General features: G+C 33.6%; 16 protein-coding genes. 10 read left to right on the top strand and 6 right to left on the bottom strand.

Annotated features, from left to right (window positions below; translation table 11 throughout):
- The first annotated feature begins 136 nt into the window (after positions 1–136).
- The 4 genes from H7K77_RS11600 (at position 137) to H7K77_RS11585 (ending at position 2,813) form a co-directional block, all read left to right on the top strand.
- Positions 137–340, top strand: coding sequence for a TNT domain-containing protein (locus H7K77_RS11600; RefSeq protein ID WP_186578013.1), 204 nt, complete (start codon positions 137–139; stop codon positions 338–340).
- Positions 341–353: 13 nt separating this feature from the next.
- Positions 354–962, top strand: a complete 609-nt coding sequence (locus H7K77_RS11595) for a hypothetical protein (RefSeq protein WP_186578006.1) — start codon at positions 354–356, stop codon at positions 960–962.
- A gap of 284 nt (positions 963–1,246) precedes the next feature.
- Entirely contained in the window at positions 1,247–1,525 is a 279-nt protein-coding gene (locus H7K77_RS11590) for a hypothetical protein (RefSeq protein WP_186578005.1), read from the top strand.
- 262 nt (positions 1,526–1,787) lie between these two features.
- Entirely contained in the window at positions 1,788–2,813 is a 1,026-nt protein-coding gene (locus tag H7K77_RS11585; RefSeq protein ID WP_186578004.1) for an ADP-ribosylglycohydrolase family protein, read from the top strand.
- Positions 2,814–3,078: 265 nt separating this feature from the next.
- On the opposite strand, the gene H7K77_RS11580 is transcribed toward H7K77_RS11585, so the two are convergent.
- The 5 genes from H7K77_RS11580 to H7K77_RS11560 all read right to left on the bottom strand — a co-directional run bounded on the left by H7K77_RS11580 (position 3,079) and on the right by H7K77_RS11560 (position 8,983).
- Positions 3,079–3,996, bottom strand: coding sequence for a DMT family transporter (locus tag H7K77_RS11580; RefSeq protein WP_186578003.1), 918 nt, complete (start codon positions 3,994–3,996; stop codon positions 3,079–3,081).
- Between the two features lie 810 nt (positions 3,997–4,806).
- Positions 4,807–5,934, bottom strand: coding sequence for a GerAB/ArcD/ProY family transporter (locus H7K77_RS11575; RefSeq protein WP_186578002.1), 1,128 nt, complete (start codon positions 5,932–5,934; stop codon positions 4,807–4,809).
- A gap of 32 nt (positions 5,935–5,966) precedes the next feature.
- On the bottom strand, positions 5,967–6,203 hold the full coding sequence (locus H7K77_RS11570; protein WP_186578001.1) for a hypothetical protein: 237 nt from the start codon (positions 6,201–6,203) through the stop codon (positions 5,967–5,969).
- A 6-nt stretch (positions 6,204–6,209) separates the two neighbouring features.
- Complete coding sequence (locus H7K77_RS11565) at positions 6,210–7,415, bottom strand: Ger(x)C family spore germination protein (RefSeq protein ID WP_186578000.1); 1,206 nt, start codon at positions 7,413–7,415, stop codon at positions 6,210–6,212.
- A gap of 23 nt (positions 7,416–7,438) precedes the next feature.
- On the bottom strand, positions 7,439–8,983 hold the full coding sequence (locus tag H7K77_RS11560; protein ID WP_328701098.1) for a spore germination protein: 1,545 nt from the start codon (positions 8,981–8,983) through the stop codon (positions 7,439–7,441).
- Positions 8,984–9,161: 178 nt separating this feature from the next.
- On the opposite strand from H7K77_RS11560, the gene H7K77_RS11555 reads away from it, so the two are divergent.
- Both H7K77_RS11555 and H7K77_RS11550 read left to right on the top strand, forming a co-directional pair.
- Positions 9,162–10,256, top strand: coding sequence for a GerAB/ArcD/ProY family transporter (locus H7K77_RS11555; RefSeq protein WP_186577998.1), 1,095 nt, complete (start codon positions 9,162–9,164; stop codon positions 10,254–10,256).
- A 1,015-nt stretch (positions 10,257–11,271) separates the two neighbouring features.
- On the top strand, positions 11,272–13,542 hold the full coding sequence (locus H7K77_RS11550) for an MMPL family transporter (RefSeq protein ID WP_186577997.1): 2,271 nt from the start codon (positions 11,272–11,274) through the stop codon (positions 13,540–13,542).
- Positions 13,543–13,710: 168 nt separating this feature from the next.
- On the opposite strand, the gene H7K77_RS11545 is transcribed toward H7K77_RS11550, so the two are convergent.
- Complete coding sequence (locus H7K77_RS11545) at positions 13,711–14,226, bottom strand: sigma-70 family RNA polymerase sigma factor (RefSeq protein ID WP_186577996.1); 516 nt, start codon at positions 14,224–14,226, stop codon at positions 13,711–13,713.
- 371 nt (positions 14,227–14,597) lie between these two features.
- Between H7K77_RS11545 and H7K77_RS11540 the strand changes: the two genes are divergently transcribed.
- The 4 genes from H7K77_RS11540 to H7K77_RS11525 all read left to right on the top strand — a co-directional run bounded on the left by H7K77_RS11540 (position 14,598) and on the right by H7K77_RS11525 (position 17,204).
- Positions 14,598–15,062: a GNAT family N-acetyltransferase gene (locus H7K77_RS11540; RefSeq protein ID WP_186577995.1), complete on the top strand. Its 465-nt coding sequence runs from the start codon at positions 14,598–14,600 to the stop codon at positions 15,060–15,062.
- A 206-nt stretch (positions 15,063–15,268) separates the two neighbouring features.
- Positions 15,269–16,141 carry a phosphotransferase family protein gene (locus H7K77_RS11535; RefSeq protein ID WP_186577994.1) on the top strand — a complete coding sequence of 291 codons (873 nt, stop codon included), beginning with the start codon at positions 15,269–15,271 and terminating at the stop codon, positions 16,139–16,141.
- Positions 16,142–16,411: 270 nt separating this feature from the next.
- Positions 16,412–16,711, top strand: a complete 300-nt coding sequence (locus H7K77_RS11530; RefSeq protein ID WP_186577993.1) for a hypothetical protein — start codon at positions 16,412–16,414, stop codon at positions 16,709–16,711.
- A 181-nt stretch (positions 16,712–16,892) separates the two neighbouring features.
- Positions 16,893–17,204 (top strand): inner-membrane translocator, encoded by a 312-nt coding sequence (locus H7K77_RS11525; protein ID WP_186577992.1) that lies wholly within the window; start codon positions 16,893–16,895, stop codon positions 17,202–17,204.
- Positions 17,205–17,384 lie beyond the last annotated feature (180 nt).

Raw genomic sequence — 17,384 nt, 5'->3', positions numbered from 1 at the left:
CGCAAGAAAAAGTGGAGCAGATAGCTAAATCCGCGGCAACCGATGTGGTAAAGTCTCCTTACTTTTGGAAGTATATGGGGAGAGTAGATCCTGATATGAAGGAGTTAGGGGATAAGCTAGCTGATCGTTTCCAAGCATAGCTTTAGCCCCACATAGTGAAAACGCGCCTTATTATGTTTATGAGGTTATTGATGATTGTGAAGCAACTTTAGGGGAGATTGCTCCTTGGTTTGACCAACCTGGTGGAGGGACACAAATTATTAAATATAAACCTAATGGTCGACCTTATTCTATAGAAGAACTAATAGAGCTTGGTATGATTAAACAAATAAACCCATAAAGGAGTGTGTAATTTGGACATTAATGGCATATATCATTTAATTGAAACAGAATTTAAAGTGATCAAAAAGGAAAATGATACTATTTCAGTAGCCCCCTTAAGTGAAGGAGATTATTCCGAAACTACTGTTAAATTGACTTTAAATGAAGTAAATAATCATTATGACCTTTTTGAAGTTGTTAGAGGAAAAGAATACAAAGTAGATACTTTTTCAGATAAATATAATTCCTTAATAGCTTTATATATTTTCTCGAAAAGTAAATTAGAAGTAAGAAAATATAATACAAATGGTCAAAAGGAGATTGAAAGTGCAATATCATTAAATGATATTCAAAATATCTTAGAAAATTATTCAGATAAACATTATTATTCATTTTTCAATCTCAAACCAAATAGCATAATTTTAGAAAAAAGCGCGAATGATAGATATAATGTTTTATTTTTAGGAAAAGGCGACACTAAGATATACATAACTAAATCTAGAAACTTGAATAGTGCCTCGATTGTTCTTTACAATTTTTCTTTTAAACTAAGCCTATTTAATGATGCTATTAATCAGATTGAAGTAAGAAATGATCCTGAATTTATAGAAGCTCTAAAGGTATTATATCTTTTAGGGTGAAAGTGCGAATATGAGAAGTAGAGGAACGGTTCTTCTACTTCTTTTTAAGTTAATGAAGAAAAAGTGCCGTCCCCTTGCTTCCTTTAATACCCCATCCCCTTTATACTCAATTAAAATAGCCACACCATTTTCAACATTTGCTACTCTGGTAATTCAACAACCTCAGTTCTGGTATAGTTATATCATACTCTGTACAGGTTTCTAGAAATCAAGAACGAAGGGGTTTGTTCCCTTTAATATCGTTCAGTACCAATATAGCTATTGAAGTGATGAGGATGGATGCCATGAATAAAGAACTACAATTAATTGACCAAATAAAAATAGTGCTAGGGATATTGGAAAAAGATTATATCCAAGATATTAGTAGTGGTGTTTTGCAGCTTATATATAAACGGTACAAGAATGCAAGAGGAGTATTAGAGGCTAGAAAGGATATTAAAGCAATAAATATTAAAGGTGGCGTTCGCGCATATATGGATAGTTATAATGACTATAATAATCCATTATTAGAAGAAATGTATAAAGCTGAAAAATTAACTGAAGAACTATTGCTGCAATTATAAATTCTTTGTCCTTATTTCTTACCAATTAACGTCCATGAATTCAACATTTTTTTCTATTTCTATTAATTGGAGCATTGGATGTTCTGGGGAGATAAATATTCCAATTAATGCAGCCTATGTTGTTAAAATCAGTCATTATCCAGATGAAGCGGAGTTACTTTTGAATTCCGGGTAAGAGATGGTAATAAAGAGTGTTGATATTGATAGTAATGGAAGACTAGATATTGTTTTAGATTTGAAATTAGATAAGTAGGTGAAAAATATGTCTGGTAGAAGAATGACAGATAGATGGAATGATGATAATAAAATCTTTCTCGGTTTCAATATAAAGAAGAAAGTGCTTCCAACTATGTACGGTGGGATTATAGGAGATTTAATGGGGGTTCCTGTAGAATTTAAAAAAAGAGGTACCTTTTATATAAATGATGTAATGGGTTACGGCACATATAATCAGCCACCAGGTACTTGGTCAGATGATACCTCGTTAACGTTATGTTTGGTAGAGAATATCATAGAAAAAGGGACAATAAATAGTTTAATGGATAAATTTGTACGATATAGAGATTCTGGTTATTGTACCCCTTATGGCGAGACATTTGATATTGGTGTATCGACTAGCGAAGCCATTTCAAAATTTAAGAACGGTGTCCCAGCATCAAATTGTGGTGGAACCTCTGAGTATGAAAATGGAAATGGAGCAATTATGAGAATATCACCACTTGTTTTTCTACTCCATAATGAATTTAGTTTTGAGAAAAAAGTAGAATTAATTAAACAATATACGGAAATTACGCATTCTCATCCTCGCGCAATAGTAGGATCTATCATTTATGTTGAGCTATTACTTAGGTTATTTCATAATAATTCGCTAGAAAAGTCTATAAAAGATATAAGTGAATTATTCTATGAAAATTTTAATGATAATCATATATATAGAAAAGAGTTAAATCATTATAAACGTATTTTTGAAGAAAATTTTTGGGAGGTACCCATAGACGAAATTGCTTCAGATGGATATGTGGTTCATACTTTAGAGGCAGCGATTTGGAGTCTAGGAAATACCAAAAGTTTTAAAGATGCAATACTAACAGCTGTTAACTTAGGTGATGATACGGATACTGTCGCATCTATTACTGGTGCATTAGCAGGTATGTATTATAAAATGGATGGAATTCCAGAAGAATGGTTAGCAAAAATAGTTAAAAAGGAAGATATAGATCATTTAATAGAGAAGTTCTATGAATTTTGTGCCAATAAAGCCATTGTGGAAGAGTATGGTAATATCTAAAAAATAATAACGTATTCATTAGATATAGAAACAGAGTTAAAGGTGGACTATCCTCTAATGGACACTTGTCTAAAGGAAAGTCCAGCTTATTTGCTAGATATGTTTCGCTATACCCCTCAAATCCCCCTTTTTTGAATGTAATAAAGGAAGCATGCGTTAGTGATTTAGAATGGAGCTATGAAATAAATGTAATAATATGTGGTCACCATCTTAAACGCTACGAAAGCTATAAATAGTGAAAAAGAGCCTTCTCCTCATTAATTTTTCAAAGAGAAGGCTCATCAGATAAGAAAGCTTGTTTGTAAGTCTTTTGGGATTTTTCTTGAACAAAAATGACAGCTGAAATAACGAAAATGATTCCAACATATTGCCATAGGTTTAATTGTTCCTGAAATAAGATAAATCCTGTTAGCGCTGCTACTACAGGTTCAATGGTTGCTATGATGGATGCGCGACTGGATTCTATTACGCTTAATCCTTTTGTGTACAAGAGGAAAGGCAGCATGGTGGAGAGAAGGCCTAGACCAATGATATAAAGCCATACATGCAAGTTTGCAAATAAAGGGGCAACTTTCCAAATACCACTAAAAGGAATAATGGCTATTGCTGCGAATAAAAAGGTATAGATCGTGACCGTTAAAGCGTCATACTTTAAGAGCGCAAACTTCCCAAATATGCTGTATAGTGCATAAAAGAAACCTGAACCAAGTCCAAGAATTAACCCAAGAGTTGAGAAATTTCCATTGGAATGAGGAAGGATGCCAACCACGAAGGAGCAGCCAACAATCGTAATCATCAAAGCGATAACCTTTCGAGTCGTGAGAGATTCCTTGAAAATAATTCTTGAGAAAATCGTTACAAATGCTGGTGCAGTATAAAGAAGAATGAATGCAATTGAAATAGACGTTTCTTCCATGGCGCGAAATAAGCACCAATTAAAAAAGACAATACTAATCACACCAGTTCCAACAAAATACTTACTATCGGCTATCTTAATTTTGAACAGTTCTCGATTTTTAATGAGAACATAAACGGTTAAAAATATGGAAGTGGATATGACACGAATGGTCACGACATGTGTTGGTGTAAAGCCCATATCGTAAAGGTAGGTTACAAACACCCCGATAATCCCCCATAACGAAGCCCCTATACCAATATATAATAATGCTAAATTACTATTCATTATGCTCTCCTCTCCTATGTATTTGGTAATTTAATTTCGTTAAGTTTCATTATATGAAAAAGGAGAGCTTTAGAGAATGATAACATTCCCATTTGTCACTCACATCATATATTCTCCGTGAAAATGTAAGGTTTATTATCTCTGATTAAACACTATCACAAAGATTAAAGATAGAAAAAAGGTATCAAGTAGCAGTCAACTACTCGATACCTACAACTACAGACCGTATAAAGACGGTTGACCAGAAATGTTATATCTAAAGAAGAAGTAACCACATCCTTGGTCTGGGGCGGTTACTTCTTTTTTGTTTAGATAGACGACAATCGTAACAATGAATTACCCCTGCTGTAAGTAAAATGTTAGATTGTACTATTAAACTTAATGAATCAAATATCGTCATCTTTACTATCTCCCCTCTTGAAGGAAGATGGCCAACCGCCGACTAATGTAGTTGTGTAAATTATCTATCCTATTGTTTAATAGATTTTACACATAAATAAGAAGTGTATGTGTGGGAAAGGGAGGTGAGAATCTTACTTCATGCGATATAAGGGTCGGACCAATTGTGTAAAACTATATACATCGTTGGGGCTGAGGACGGAAATTAACGTTAAGAAGAACGGATAGGCACCCTGAACTGAATCGGGGTTGATAAAGGCTGACTCTCTGTACTAAACTAAGTCCGTAATTATAAGAGCTATTATACCAATAGCTATACTCGAAACCCCTTATATTTCCTTCCACGTTAAACAGTTTCCCTCTTCATTGATTTATGGAATAAAATAAATCACTAAGTCTTGTAAACACGTTTTATTTTTGAATAGTCTTACTCACTGTGCGTTTTACTAGATGTATAAGTAAAATTAATATCGGAACAAATACTTGGAGCGGAAGGTGCAAATATAGAGGTACAATTCTTATCCCTATCTGTAAATGTTCTGTTAGTCCCTCAGCCATCACTATAGACAATGTAAGAATGGATACTCCTGAAATTAGTAAAAGATACTTTCGCCTATTTTCCTTTAGTCTCCATATTTTTTCAAAACCATATACACTGCAAAAATAGAAAATTACAATCTTGAAGTATATGCCTATAATTAGGATGACAAGAGCAATTGGATCAAGACGTTGTATAATATCGGCAATACTTACTTTCGAGATTGCCTCCAAAAAAGGAAACTGAGTACTACTACTTAATGTAGGTCCAAGGATACTAAGAATAACAGTCATCGTTACAGTTAGTAGCAATCCACTGAATAGAAGTGCAATAAGACCAGTTTTAAATAGTGCTTGTTTTCGGTTTAAAAATGGGAAGATCATCGTGAATACAATGAGCTCTCCAAAAGGAAATGTTAACGTTGTGGGAAATGCTGCTTTTACAACAGGCATCCATCCATTCTCAAGAACTGGTTGAAGGTTTTCGACTTTAGGTAATTGAGCTACGAATACAAATAGGAAAAATAAAAAAGCCAACATAATCCATATGATAAAAAATATGTTTCCTGCCCTGGCGATCACTTCAATCCCTAGATGACAACTATACATGACTAACAGCACAATGATCAGGTTTATGACCAACAAAGGTGTTTGGCTAAGTGTGGTTGTAATAAGTAAGTCTCCGAAATCACGCAACACTCTAGCAGCAATATAAAGAAAATACATCACATAAACGAGTGCAACTAACTTACCAATTAGTTTCCCGAATACTAATTCTACGTATTCTGTCAGTACATAATTAGGGAATTGGTAAAACAATAGTGCATAAACAGTAAATAATAAGATACCGCCAATCAATGCTAGTAAGATTGCTAGCCAAGCATCTTGCTTGGCATCAAAACCTATCCCGACAACAATAGAACTTCCTACTTCGAAGAGAAAAATTAAAACAAATAATTGGGTTGTGTTTATTTTATAACTTGTAATAGGAAATCCCTCCAAAACTGCTACATTATCTACTAGCGATTATGGTGCTAATTTAATAGTGCCTGGACATAATCACTAATTGGTTTATAAATGATGATAAGTACTTCCAGAGGACTAGTAATGTTAACCTCAAAAATCAGAACGATATTCAATACCACACCAACAAGAAGTAGAACACTAAATGCACATAATTCCTTTATCCCTTTTTTTCGCACAAGTAACGGTACTTCAGTAAAAATAATGAGAGAAACAATGAGAGTTAAGCCTATTATTTTCCAAATCATAAAAAGTTACTCCTTTATTTCAGTAAGGAATGAATTACTGATTTTACCTAAGCGGCGTATTTTCACATCTACTTTTACGTCAACTTCAAGCTCAGAAAAATGCTTCTCATTCCATTCCTTTTTCAATGATTTCCAAGAATTCTTATCAGAACGATGAATAGTGTCACCGAATCCGAATATGTCAACACTATACTCATCTTGTACACTTTTAATTGCATCCTGTACAACATGTTTAAGATCTGACTCAATTAACTTCTGTAATTTCTCTATTGTAGTCTGCTTCGTTAGGTCAAGCTCACAATTCATTTCTCCAATATTTCCTTCAGCTTTAATAGAAACATTTATTTTAGGTGTGTTGTTTCTTACATTAGCTGTTACTTCTGCTTGTGATTTCTTAATTTCAAAGTTAAATTTTTTTTTATCTGGACACCTAACATCAGCTATAGTACTTTCCACATTATTCATAATTAGGTTATAGCCCTTACTTTGTTCTCTATCTAACCAACCTAACATTTTTCCCTTCTTGAAAACTGCGATACTTGAATATTTTAAATAGGAGGAAGGGGTTATACTTTCAATGTTCTGTTTAGACTTTCCATTAGAAGGGTCTCCAATAATTTCTATTCCAGGTAATACAGGATTTTTTCCTTCGGTTACCAAATCTTGAATAAGTTCATCTAATTTAACTGCAGTTGTTGGTGCCCATGTTTTCTCAGAAGTTTCAAGAGAAGAAACAATACTATTTGCGGGAATCTTTTCGATCGCAGTTAATATCGAAAGAACATTTTCAGCACTTGTATCCTTTGCTATAACAATATAAAAGTCAGTCCTAAGTTCATGATCTCTAGAGAAATAGTCTAAAACTTCATCAATACCTTTTCTAGCTAATTCTTCCCCTATTACTAGAACGCGAAGATGTGAGTGATATATTATTCTTGGGCTTACTGTTGTCATTTCTCGCATAGCTTCAAAAACAGTATCTTCTTTCGTAGTAAAGAGTCTAACAGGTATATTAGAGCTTGACCCAGTCGACTTTGAAGCAATCTCACCAGGTATGACAATTTGAGTGGATATCCTATAACTATCACCTTCTAAGTCAATTCCTTCACCCAAGCTTATTGCGAGGTCATTTAATTCACGACGATTCCAGCAACCAGTTATGAATAGAAGAAGGATACATGGAAGTAAAAGTATAATTATTTTTTTTGTCATCTAATAAAGCCTCGATTCTTTTTCTACTTATCAAATGGTGGTTTCGGATAACGACTTTCCATTCGTTTTCTGTTTTGTTGACTAATTAAACGTGGCCTAGTTTTGAATCCCCAAAGAGGGAACCTGAACAATGAATCTTTTTGATCCTGAACATTGAAAGGGCCAAATGGGCTCATATAAGGTACACCAAAGGATCGCAAACTACATAAGTGTAGGATCAGTCCAATAAATGCAATCGTAATCCCAAACAAACCAAAAGATGCAGCCAATCCCATAAATATAAACCGGATCATTCTTATAGAAATACTCATGTTGTATGCAGGTATGGTAAAACTGGCTATAGCTGTTATGGAAACAACGATTACCATAGCTGCTGAGATAAAACCAGCCTCAACCGCAGCTGTTCCAATAACTAATGTTCCAACAATAGATATGGATTGACCAACAGATTTGGGCATTCTGATACCGCCTTCACGTAAAATCTCAAAGGTTATTTCCATCATTAATGCTTCAATAAATGCAGGAAATGGAACTCCTTCACGTTGTGCTGCTAAACTAATAAGAAGTGGGGTAGGTATCATTTCTTGGTGAAAAGTAGTGATCGCAATAAATAATGATGGAGCTAATAAGGTAATAAAGAAGCTCATTATACGAAGTGTACGAATAAACGTACTAAAGTCCCAACGCTGGTAGTGATCCTCTGCAGCGTGAAAAAACTCAATAAATAAGGAAGGTACTACTAGAACAAAGGGCGTACCGTCTACGAGTATTGCTACACGTCCTTCCAATAGAGAAGCGGAGACAACATCAGGGCGTTCCGTATTATTTATCGTGGGAAATGGAGAAAAGGTTTTATCTTGTATTAACTCCTCAATATAATTACTTTCCAATATTCCATCAATTTCTATTTTGTCAAGACGTGTTTTTACTTCCTTTAATACCTTTTTATTGACAATACCATTTATGTACATAAGAGAGATTTTTGTTTCCGTGACTGTTCCTATATTCATCGACTCAACCCAAAGATTTGGACTGTTTATCTTTCGACGAATTAATGCTGTATTGGTTCGTATCGTTTCAGTAAAACCCTCCTTAGGGCCTCTAATTACAGATTCTTGAGAAGGTTCTGTTACATTCCTAGATTTTCCACCACTTAATCCAACAGTAAACCCCTTCGTAAATCCATCAAAGAGAATAATAACTTGTCCAGAGAAGAGTGACGATAAAGCCGTATCAAGATGATGTGCATCTTGAACCTTTGCGACTGAGACAATGGATTTTTGGATGACAGTAGGTAAATCATTTTGTTGGTCTATATTTTCTAATCGGACCATTAGCGGGTCTAGAATGAAATCATTTATATGTTGTGTATCTACAAGTCCCTCTATATAAAAAATACCTATTTCCATTCTATTTTCTTGCCCTACACTAATGATTCTTGAAACAAGGTCATCACTATTTCCTAATGTTTCGTTGATATACTTTATATTTTGATCTAAACTAATCTTTATTTTCTGCTGTTCCTCTGAGTTGGATGAAATGGAATCAGTTGTCTTCTGTTTAAACATTTTTTTGAAAAGCTTCATATATTCACCTTTTTTAGTATATTTGTTTTTTATGTTTCGCATTATGAAAGAACTTATTCTTCTTTTAAGTTATTAAGTTTCTAAATCTATTTCGGACATAAAAAGTAAAGTTTAGGACAATATTAATAATAGATATTTCCGATTTTTAAAGGAGAATGTAATGAATAATTCTAATCATAGAATTAGTGCACAACAGCTTACTGTGCTAATAATTATTTATGTCGTAGGTGATGCCATCTTAATAATGCCGTCTATTATTGCAGCGGAAGCTAAGCACGACGTATGGATTGCAGCATTATTCAGTTTGGTTGTAGGGCTCCTAATAGTAATGTTTTATTATCGTATTCATAAAGTATTTCCTGATTTAACATTAATTGAAGCTCTTCAGATGGTGATGGGGAAATTTATTGGGAATTTCATTGCTCTTCTTTACATATCTTATTCATTTTTGTATGCATCTGTAGCCTTAAGAGAAGTTGGGGATTTTATAACAACGGAAATGCTACCAGATACACCTATTGGGGCTGTCCATATTCTTTTTGCGTTAATCATTGTTATGGGTACCAGACTTGGTCTTGAAACCATTGCTAGAAGTGTGGAGATTTACTTTCCCTATGTCTTTTTACTACTTGTATTTACCATGCTTGCATTGATTCCACAAGTTAATTTAGACAATTTGAAGCCGGTTTTGGAGGATGGAGTAAAGCCAGTTGCTCGGGCTTCTTTAACATTTGTTACATACCCTTTTGTTGAACTGATTCTATTTATGATGTTCTTACCTTATGTTAATCAAAAGGATAAAATAAAAAAGAGTTTATTCGTGGGTACTTTTATTGGGGGGGCCATACTAGTTGTCTTTACTATTGTTACCGTCTTAGTCCTTGGTTATGAACAAACATCCAGATATATGTATCCGGGATATATCTTAGCCAAAAAGATAAATATTGGTGAATTTTTATATCGAATTGAAGTAATCCTTGCTGGAATTTGGTTTATAACTATATTTTTTAGAATTACTATTTATCTTTACTTTACTAGCCACGGACTAGCCCAAGTATTAAAACTTAAGGATTATAGACCGCTAGTTTATCCATTAGGATTGATTATGATTGTTCTTTCCATCATTATCTCACCAAGTATTACCTATATAAATCAAATGAGTTCTATTTGGCCATACTATGACCTTACAATGGGGATCCTTATACCCTTGATATTGTTGTTTGTAGCCTTAATAAGGAGAAAGTTTAGTAAGTAAAAGTGTCCAATGGAAATTGAAGATTTAATAACTAAGCACCTGTTGTTTAAATGCAACAAGTGCTTTTTGTTAAGAGTTCATAGGTACGTAAAGTATGTAGAGTAAATTCATTAATAGAAAAGTACATGATTTTCAAAATGGCAACATAGGTGCTTTTTTTACATGTGAAATAAACAGCCTTACAGAGTTTATTGATTAAGAAGGGATGGTCTGTATTTGGAGTCTGTTTGAGCTGTTTAAGTTAAAAACTTAGGAACAGGGTCAGCTCCTACGTGTGTACAGATGAACACTGGAAGGATCTGACCCTGTATTTGTTGGTTTGAACTCTCTATGACTATATTATAGCTCTTTATCTATACTTATTCATACATGCTGCCAAGTTGGGTCACATTACCCAACTCAAAACCCTCTTCTTCTACCATATAACTCCTAAAAAACTTCAAATCGATTCCGGAAATTCGATGAATAAAATTCAATTCGACCATCCAATCATTTTCAATCATGTGGCGAAAATCAATCATTCCTTTTTTAACAATAAGACCTATTATCGATTTTACTTTTTGAGGTTTCTGAATTGGTAATGTTTCATCTAGCGGCTGGACGGTTCTGCTGCTGTTTTTAGTTTAAGAGAAGCATCAGAAAAGTTCCCATGCTTCTTCACAGGTGAGGATAAATATTAAATAAATAATACATAAATAATACATAAATAATACATAAATACTTCCAAATTGATAATTTATTTTTGATATTAGGAGTTTAGACGTAGTGGGAAATGACTAAAGATCATCCCTGCAAGAACATAATTAAGTACATATTAAGTATAAATAGATGATGGTCTAACTTCATATTAAATCAATGTAAAATTTCTTTTACAAACAATTAATATTGTTAAGAATTCCAAGAAAAGTAAAATAGACATTGGAGAGCAATACTAATAAATTAAAACTATCATTAAAAAAGTATAAAAAATTTCTAGCTTTACTAAGAGAACTATAGTCAATAGAAAGGAGTATTTATGCATAATTTTTTTGATTTTCTAAGTAATATAATATCAAAATTAAGATGGGGAATCGTTACAGTATGGATGATTGTCCTTCTTGTCGCTGGAATGTTTGCTGGTCAATTGACCCCACTTTTAAGTGGAGGAGGTTGGACAGTTGATGGATCAGATTCTTTAAAAACTAATGAGTTGCTTTCTAAGGATTTTACAGGTCGTTCAGGAACATCCATTACCTTAGTCGTTAGAGATAAGGAGAATGGTGTTAAAACCGAGGCCTATCAGAAAAATTTACAAGAAGCAATTGATTATATAGAGAACAATAAAAAATTAGAAGTAGCAAGTATCTATACCTATCTTAATGCACCTGAAGATGCAAAGGAAAGTTTAGTGGGTGATGAAAATACAACTCTAGCATTTATTGGGTTTAATGAGGATGATGGTTTTGCAAGAAATGAATTACCTTCTCTTCAAGAGGATATTAAAAAGCACTTTAAAAACAGTGGTCTTGACATCTATCTGGTAGGTGCTGCCTCATTCTGGGGAGAAATTAATGTATTAAGCCAAGAAGGATTAGCTAAGGCTGAATTAATAACATTGCCATTGGTGCTTATCATATTATTGTTAGTTTTTAGATCATTGGTTGCTGCAGTTACCCCTTTAATTGTTGCTGTAGCATCAGTTGTGACAACTTTAGGGATTATGACATTTATTGCACAGCAAATAGAGCTGTCCATGTTTGTTACAAATGCAGCTACAATGCTTGGTCTTGGTGTTGGGATTGATTATTCATTATTTATGGTTAACCGCTTCAGGGAAGAAATAGCGAAGCATGGAGATAAGAAAAAGGCTCTATCTACAACAATGAAAACTGCTGGGGACGCTGTTTTCTTCTCAGCACTAACAATTATTGCATGTATGTCTGTATTATTCATGGTTGATTTAGGAGTTATTCAATCGATTGCAATCGGTGCAATCGCAATAGTTGCAATAACATTACTAGTGAGCTTAACATTATTACCTGCTGTTTTGTATATTTTGGGTACTAATATTAATAAAGGGAAAATTCCATTTCTATCAAGAAAGAAAGAAAAATCAAGTTTTTGGTACAATTGGTCTCACAAAATAATGAAGAGACCTGTGATATTTTTAATTCTTTCCTTGATTATATTAGGTATGCTGGCTATCCCTTCAAAAGATTTAAGTACATTTACACCAGATGCAAGAATATTGCCAGAAGAATCTGATTCACGAATGGGTTATGAAATTATTCAAGATGATTTTAGTGAAGGCTACACATCACCTATTTATGTTGCCGTTGAATCTAGTGGTGATAGCTTTGAACAAGTAAAAAACGTTGAGTATCTTATAACCTTATCCGAACGGTTAAGTGAACTAGAGCATGTAGATATCATTAATTCTCTTCCAGCTATCTTTAAAAATACTGATCCAAATACAATTGTTCAAACATTAAAAGGATTTGAACAAGTTCCAGAAGACTTACAAGGATTAGTGAATCGCTATTTAGATGATGAGAAACAGGTCGCGATTATAGAGGTTATTCCTGAACATGCTGCTGCATCGGACCAAACAAGAAGTTTAGTAGCTGAAATTAAAAAGGAAATAAAAGATATTAATATACCAGAAAACGTAAGTGCATACGTTGGTGGGGAAACAGCTGAAGGAATAGATAGTAATCAGGTCATTGAAGACAGCTTTACAAAGGTTCTTGTTGTAATGCTTATCATTGGATATTTCATTCTGTTATTAACTTTTAAAAGTGTATGGTTGCCGTTAAAAGCAATTTTAATGAATTTAATATCCCTTGGCGCAACTTATGGAATTCTGATTTTTGTATTTCAATATGGTTACGGTTCAGAATTGTTAAATTTCACACCTGCTGATTATGTGCAAAATTTTGTTCCCATTCTACTACTTACCTTATTATTTAGTTTAAGTACAGACTATGAAGTATTTTTAATTAGTAGAATAAAAGAAGATTATGAAAAAGGGTTTGATAATGAAGAAAGTGTTGCGACAGGCCTACAAGCCACTGCACCAATGATATCCGGTGCGGCAATCCTTATGATCGCTGTGTTTGGTGCGTTTACAATAACGAGTGTCTTACCAATTCAACAACTAGGTTTAGGAATGGCAGTTGCAATCGCTATTGATGCAACGATAATTCGGTTAATCGTTGTGCCCGTGACGATGCGGTTATTGGGGGACTTAAACTGGTGGTTCCCTGGTAAAATGGTAAAAAAACAAACAAGAGAAATGGCAAAATAGTAAAAGAAGCAGAGGGGACGATTCCTCTGCTTCTTGTTTTTAGGTTAGAGTAGCTACCAAGTTTAATTTGGAAATATGAACCTGTCTTTCATTATCTGAACCCTGCGCCTTTTAACCTCTAATAGAAAATCCATCTTATTATTGTTCTATTTTCCTAAAGTAGTTTGATCACATCAGGACAATTAACTGTAGCTTTTTCTTCGCAAGTCTACCCCAGTTCTTTACAGCAGTAGCCGATACTTTCTCGCGACTAGCTATCTCTTTAACAGAAAGATCTTCGAGGATATATAAGGTAAACCACTTCATTTGGTTATCTGTTAGCACCTTCCTTATGTGATCAAGCAGGTATGGATCAATACGATTATCATCTTCTATCGTAGTTGTTACCTGTTGCAAATCGGTAGATACCTGATTAAGGTAATTTTTTTCTTTTGTTGCACGGTTGGTTTTCGTACGTATTAGGCTTAGTAGAGTCTTTTCAACCATGAAGTAGGCATAACTAGAGAACTTCCCACGCTTTACATCATATGTTCTCATTGCGTTCCAAAGTGCAATAACCCCTTCCTGGTAGAACTCCCTTTCCGTATCCCAAATCCCGAATTTATTTATCAAGTGGTAAATAATATTTTCGTACTGCTGTAAAACCTCATTGAAATCATCTGTCACCTGCATTGCTTGCCCCATTCTACTAGGCGCCTGTTACGTTATTCCGCGGTAAGTTCATGATAAGAAATAGAATGGGTTTGGTCAGCTTAGCTAAGCTGATGTTTGGTAGGTTAAATTTGAAAAGTTCTGCATGTGTTTCTGTTTTCTAGAAAGGAAAATCCTATTTTGTGAGGTCTAACTTTATGTACAGTGATAAAATTGAACACAGGTTGTTTCGCCTTAAAATGACTCGTTTCATTATGTAATGATTGTGATGAACAATTTTAAAGAATTTTATTTAGCTAGACGCTTATTAAATTAATGGGAGCGAATGTTAAACAAGGGTATTCGCCTTTCCCTTGTTAAAGCAAAAGGGGCGGGATTATGGAACAAGAGGGAAGGAGATATTTATGACTTATAAGTTTGAAATTATGACTCAGGAACAAGCCGAGGACATTGCATTTAACTGGCATTATGATGGAGAATATTCTTTTTATGACATGGAGGCTGACAAAGAGGATTTGGATGAATTTATAGATCCAGAAAAACGAGGGGACTTGAAGTATGCTGTTATTAATAATGATGAATTAATCGGGTTCTTTAGTGTTAATGCGGTAGAGGATAAAACATGTGATATTGGAGTAGGGATGAGACCAGACCTAACTGGTAGAGGTAAGGGGTTAGATTTTCTAAAAGCAGGTTTAGAGTTTGTAATAAAGGAATATAAACCAGCAAAAATAACATTATCAGTGGCAACCTTTAATCAAAGAGCGATAAAAGTATATAGAAAGTTGGGATTTAACGATATTAATACTTTTATGCAGGATACAAATGGTAGTACATTTGAATTTCTAAAAATGGAATACGAATGTTAACTTTATTCTTCTTATTGTATTAACGGCTCCAATAGGTAAACAAGAGGAACGTCAATCGGCGTTCTTTTTCTTTGAAAGTAACAAGATTAATTGGAATTTTATGTTAAAATTAATGTATGGATAGTTGGTGTTAAAGTAACGGGCAGGAATGTTTAACAAGAATTTTGAGTAGAAAAAAATAGAAATACTGTAAAGGGAGATTTTTTTTGAGTAGTAAGCATATTGAGATAATTAAACAGGTTTATCCAAATTTTTTCATTGAGGACTTTTGCCATAATGAAATTGGACAAAATAATGATGTATTAATAATAAACAACTCTTTAGTATTTAGGTTCCCGAAATACCAAAAAGGAATATTGCAATTAAAAAGAGAGACGGAAATTTTGGAGCAAATCAAAGACCTTGTTCCAATTCCAATTCCAGAACCAATATATTGCTCTTTTGAAGAATTAGTGCCAGGAAGGGTCTTTACTGGTTACAGTCTAATAGATGGCGTTCCTTTATGGAAAGATAGTTTAGAAAAGATTAAAAGTGATCAATTGATAAAAAGGCTGGCATTACAACTCGTCGATTTTCTTATAGAAATTCATTCTATTTCAGAGGAAAGAGTAAAGGGTGTTTTGAAACTTGAAGATAACAATCCGCGAGAAGAAATGTTTAAACTATATGATAAAATACAAAACAAACTATTTCCTTATATCAGAAAAGAAGCTCTAATTGAAATTACTCAATCTTTTAAAACTTTTTTAAACGGGAAAGGGTTGGATATAAAAACTACACTAATACATGGTGATTTCGGAGCTTCCAATATATTATGGAACCCAGAAGCAAGTAGGATTACAGGGATAATAGACTTTGGTGGTTCAAGTATAGGAGACCCAGCATATGATTTTGCTGGATTATTTTCCAGCTATGGTAAGGATTTTTTTAATATGTGTATAAAGCTATATCCTAACGGAAATGCAATTTCTGAGCGTGTGATGTTTTACAAAAGTACATTCGCATTACAAGAAGCACTTCATGGGCTTGAAAATAACGATAGTGAAGCTTTTGATAATGGAATTAAAGATTATAGATGATTACTTATTCCAACTAAATCAGTTAATATAAACTTAGTGAATTTTTGTTGGTTCCAATCTGCTGCATCAGAGGCATTTATGGGAACAATTCCTTGGTTGTTTAATCAGGTGGTTGCTATCATATTATATTTTATATTAATCGTCATTACATGGTTTGTGTATAGGAAAGCAAATAAGAATGCTTATATAACGGAAGAATTGAAGAAGGAAACCAGAGCCAAATTCCTTAGCATCTAAATGCTAAGGAATTTGATTAGAGGGTGTGTTTAAATGCAACAAATATTACAAGATTTTTTAGAAGTTGAGATTTCGGATCAAGAATATTATGACGGCATTATTCGCTTTATTAATTCTGGTAATATCAGGTGTGGAGAATATGAATGCAATCAATTTGTTGTTAAAAAAATGGACTTATTAAATTTTATTGTCTTTGAAGAATATGTAATTGAGGGAGAGAGAGAGATCCATAATTCATTATCCGTATCTAAACATCAACTACTTAAAGAGATTAATAAATATGCCAAGAAACAAGGCTTTAACATGAGAAGTTTTGAGTGGGCTAATAGTTAATGTACACAAGAATTGACTGTCTACATGATGCTTGAGTCTTAGTGTTTTAACCTGTCGAAGTACTAATTTTGTTATTCAACCAACGAGGGCGAATGCTTAACAAGTCTATTCGCTTTTTCTTTAAGTAAAGAGGCATGTTTTATTTTTTGTGAAAAAATCAACTGATGAAGGGGGATATATTATGGAAGGGTTAATATTGGCATTATTTATCTTATTTTTAATATCGCTTAATGTAGTTTTCTTCATATTATTAAAAAAAGAAAAATTAAACCTTATGGTATCAGGCATCATTATGATGGTACTTGCTCCAGTTATTGGTTTTTTTAGTGGGGCATTATTTCTTCATTTCTATGACTGGAGTTCGGGAGGAACAGGAGAAGGTGCAGGGTATGGTGGAGCATTTCTTGGACTTATAACATTAGCTAATGGGCTTCTTATTCTTGTGATTGGAACTATAAGGTGGTTTCTACATTTCGTGAAAAAAGCGAGCTAACCTTCTTTAGTTGAAGAATAGTTTAATCCAAAATATATTATTTATAACTCGGTTCTCTGAATTGGGTTATTTTTTTGCAAACAAAAAGCACCGTGAATATGGTGCTTTTCTAGATAACAAATTGGTTCACATGATATAGTTTGGGAAACGAATTCCTTAGACGGTTCTGCTGCCTCTCTT

It is taken from the genome of Aquibacillus kalidii (genome assembly GCF_014280935.1).
Lineage (GTDB): Bacteria > Bacillota > Bacilli > Bacillales > Amphibacillaceae > Aquibacillus_D > Aquibacillus_D kalidii.
The sequence above is the reverse complement of the archived record's forward strand: the minus strand, read 5'-3'. Positions and strand labels throughout refer to the sequence as shown.

Excerpts from the sequence above, each read along its gene's own strand:
- H7K77_RS11530 (WP_186577993.1), top strand. The coding sequence starts at position 16,412 with ATGCAACAAATATTACAAGATTTTTTAGAAGTTGAGATTTCGGATCAA.
- H7K77_RS11565 (WP_186578000.1), bottom strand. The coding sequence starts at position 7,415 with ATGACAAAAAAAATAATTATACTTTTACTTCCATGTATCCTTCTTCTA.
- H7K77_RS11545 (WP_186577996.1), bottom strand. The coding sequence starts at position 14,226 with ATGGGGCAAGCAATGCAGGTGACAGATGATTTCAATGAGGTTTTACAG.
- H7K77_RS11525 (WP_186577992.1), top strand. The coding sequence starts at position 16,893 with ATGGAAGGGTTAATATTGGCATTATTTATCTTATTTTTAATATCGCTT.
- H7K77_RS11585 (WP_186578004.1), top strand. The coding sequence starts at position 1,788 with ATGTCTGGTAGAAGAATGACAGATAGATGGAATGATGATAATAAAATC.
- H7K77_RS11590 (WP_186578005.1), top strand. The coding sequence starts at position 1,247 with ATGAATAAAGAACTACAATTAATTGACCAAATAAAAATAGTGCTAGGG.
- H7K77_RS11540 (WP_186577995.1), top strand. The coding sequence starts at position 14,598 with ATGACTTATAAGTTTGAAATTATGACTCAGGAACAAGCCGAGGACATT.
- H7K77_RS11580 (WP_186578003.1), bottom strand. The coding sequence starts at position 3,996 with ATGAATAGTAATTTAGCATTATTATATATTGGTATAGGGGCTTCGTTA.
- H7K77_RS11555 (WP_186577998.1), top strand. The coding sequence starts at position 9,162 with ATGAATAATTCTAATCATAGAATTAGTGCACAACAGCTTACTGTGCTA.
- H7K77_RS11550 (WP_186577997.1), top strand. The coding sequence starts at position 11,272 with ATGCATAATTTTTTTGATTTTCTAAGTAATATAATATCAAAATTAAGA.
- H7K77_RS11560 (WP_328701098.1), bottom strand. The coding sequence starts at position 8,983 with ATGTTTAAACAGAAGACAACTGATTCCATTTCATCCAACTCAGAGGAA.
- H7K77_RS11570 (WP_186578001.1), bottom strand. The coding sequence starts at position 6,203 with ATGATTTGGAAAATAATAGGCTTAACTCTCATTGTTTCTCTCATTATT.